This is a genomic window from Phyllobacterium sp. (assembly GCF_037994425.1).
GTDB lineage: Bacteria > Pseudomonadota > Alphaproteobacteria > Rhizobiales > Rhizobiaceae > Phyllobacterium.
This window is the reverse complement of record NZ_JBBNAM010000431.1, coordinates 1-2,913: the sequence shown is the minus strand read 5'-3', so window position 1 is coordinate 2,913 and position 2,913 is coordinate 1. Positions and strand designations below refer to the sequence as shown.

Annotated in this window: 2 protein-coding genes and 1 pseudogene; all 3 read right to left on the bottom strand. The window is 58.8% G+C overall.

Annotated features, from left to right (window positions below; genetic code table 11):
* Nucleotides 1–101 (bottom strand): annotated as a pseudogene (locus AAAB35_RS28350) (tonB-system energizer ExbB); the annotation flags it as partial.
* Between the two features lie 355 nt (nt 102–456).
* Nucleotides 457–1,662 (bottom strand): RHE_PE00001 family protein, encoded by a 1,206-nt coding sequence (locus AAAB35_RS28345; RefSeq protein ID WP_340671668.1) that lies wholly within the window; start codon nt 1,660–1,662, stop codon nt 457–459.
* Nucleotides 1,663–1,799: 137 nt separating this feature from the next.
* Entirely contained in the window at nt 1,800–2,456 is a 657-nt protein-coding gene (locus AAAB35_RS28340) for a L,D-transpeptidase (protein WP_340671669.1), read from the bottom strand.
* Between the last annotated feature and the right edge of the window lie 457 nt (nt 2,457–2,913).

Sequence of the window (2,913 nt, the reverse complement as noted above, 5' to 3'; positions counted from 1 at the left end):
ACCAGCGATGCAAAGGCAAGACCAATCATCACCGCCTTGACGACCAAGTCCGCCGCCATGAACATGCCCCAGGGCGAAAGATTGTGCGGCAGATTGCGTTTGTCTGCCTGCGGCGTCGTTGCAGGGGTCGGAGCCGGTGCCTGTGGTGGCGGAGGTGGTTCTTGGGTTGGTATCGTCTGTAGAGTCGTATTTGGCTGAGGGGGAACGATGTCCTGTGCACTGGCTGGCATGAAGGCCAGACCGGTAAAGAGTGCTGCAGTCAATGCGCCGGCGCGGACAGTTTGCGGCAAACAGGCCTTTGAGAGTTTTTGAGGCAATGTCCGCATAATTGGCCGTTCCTTCACGTCATGTGCCGATGCCCCGGGTTCTTACAATGTTTCATCGGCCGGCAACTGTCAGTTCAGAGCGACTTATTATTTATGAGTATAATAATCAACTATTTTCTTGGAACGTTGGCTAGACGATTCCCCATGCGCGATAGCGCCCTCGCCCCGTCATCTCGCGGACGCCAAGCTCGGCGATGAGGTTCAATGCACCGCGCTGCGAAACCTTCAGTTCCTTGGCAATCAGTCCCGTCGATACCATCGGCAGCGACAGGACGAGATCGATCATCCCTGGAAGACTGGAGGTGGAACGGCGGTCTTTCAATTTTCTTTCCATCTGCATGCGGGCGAGGCTAAGGCGCTCGACATCCTTGAGGCCACTCGTCGCTGAGATCTGCACCGCTTCGAGAAAGGCAAGCAGGCGGGTCGTCCGATCGCGCGCACGGCGGCGCTCGCGCGCAACCGAGCGCAGGCCCGCATTGAAGGCGGCAAGGTGCGATTTCGTCTTGCCGCGCTCGCGCAACATGGCGGCAACCAATAGCGGACCAAGCCAATGCTGGTGCTGCAACGGTTCGATCTGTTCCCAGGCATCAAACGACACAGCAGCGGCGAGAAGCGGCGGCAAGCCCTTTGACCGCTCATAGACCTTAAGCCAGCGATCGAGCCGCGCGTCTTCATCCCAATCGGGATCGTATATGAGCGGATCTCCGTCAGCGGTGATCGCAGCCGGCGTCACCGCGTCGGCAGGTCTATTTTGGGCCATAGCGTGCGCGGCGCCATCAGCGGCGCCAGGTTCGGAAAGGAGGCGCGCCGATCGGTCGAGCAATGCATCAAGGTGCGCCAGTCCATCCTCGAATTCATTCTCGGCCTCGCTCCTGAGCATATTGTCCTGCGCGGGCAGGGGGGGACGCACGGGTTCGGGTGGTGTGGGCGAACTCTCGATGAAGGCGCGTCCGCGCAGTGTGGCAATACCTTTCGGACTGAGCGCCCAGCCAGGAACATTATCGGCGATCTGGCGCCGGTTGCGCAAGATCGAGTGCGCCTTTGTCAGTTCATGTGTCGGCGTGCGAATATCCATGCGGGCGTCGTGGAGGACAAGGTCCTCGACGTGAACAAGTTCGCCGGCGAGCCATAGTGCGCTGCACGCCTCCATGAAGTGCGATCGCGCGATCCAGCCTTCATTTTCGCGCAGCACGCCTTCACGGGTGCGACGCCCCTTGAGGTCACCGAGATCGCCCTTGCGTCCGATGCGGTCATCCAGTCGTGCCAGCGCGACTTCTGCGGCCACAAGGGGAGAAAGCAGGTCCCAGGGTGAAAGGTCATTCGAATCGTAAGCCATTGAATGTATGATAAACGAAACGCAAAGCAGAAGCTATAAGCGTGCTAGCTTCCACTCGCTGGATATCAATCTGTGGGATTGATTGAGGCGTGAATCACGCGAACAATTGATGGGTTATGATAGACGCTTTAGCGACATTAGCCAACCACCACTGTCGCCTTTCCCGGCACGCGATTATAGAGGTCGATAATGTCCTGGTTGATCAGGCGAACACACCCCGAGGACATGGACTGGCCGATCGACCACCACTCCGGGGAGCCGTGAATACGGTAACCGGTATCGACGCCATCCTTGAATATATAGAGGGCGCGGGCGCCCAGCGGATTCTGCGGGCCGGGCTCCATGCCGTTTTCATACTTGGCAAGCTCGGGTTTGCGGCCGATCATTTCCCGTGGCGGGGTCCAACGGGGCCATTCCTTTTTGTACTGAATATTGGCACGTCCGCTCCACAGGAAGCCGGCTTTGCCGATGCCGACGCCGTAGCGAATGGCATCGCCCCCTGGCTGAACCAGATAGAGGTAGCGCTCCTGTAGGCGCACGACAATCGTGCCGGGTTGCTCGCCAGTTGGATCAACGACGATCTGGCGGCGAAACTGGGCGGGAATTTTCTGATAGGGGACCGCTGGAAGGGAATGGGGGCCCTCCTGGACCGCAGCATACATCACGTCCGGGACTGTCACGGATTTGTCGATGCTGATCTGGGGGCGGATGCCGCTTGTCGGCAGCGGATCAATGTTCATTTCGGGTAGCTCGAATGCCGTTTGGGTACATCCGGCAAGGCCCGCGGCTGCCATTGATCCGGCGCCAATGAGGAGTTGGCGCCTCGAGATGGCGCGGAGATTGTTCTCGGTCGGCAAGGCGTTGTTACTCTGGGACACTGCAGTACTCGCTTAAAAGAGCCGGGCAAACAAGTTCGAATTCTATGGAAGTGTGGTTTACAAATGGTGAAGCGCCGTTTGGAGGCCTTAACCCTTTAGGGTGGTGGGGGCGAGTTGACAGCTGTCAACGGGTCATTGTTCAGGTCGTGGTGAAGGGTCCGCGGTTGACAGCTGTCAACTCTCGCATCTTGGACGAGATCGGAAGGGTCTTAAAGTGTCCGGCCAATCAAGGCTGCGCCATTGGGTTGCGTGGGCCACTTCCTCGCCAAGTTGCCCACATCCGATGCGCCAACATCAACGCACCCCAGAGCTATCGGCATGATGGATGACGCCTTCAGGGTGTTCCTCGCCCCGCCCCCCCACTGTCAAAACC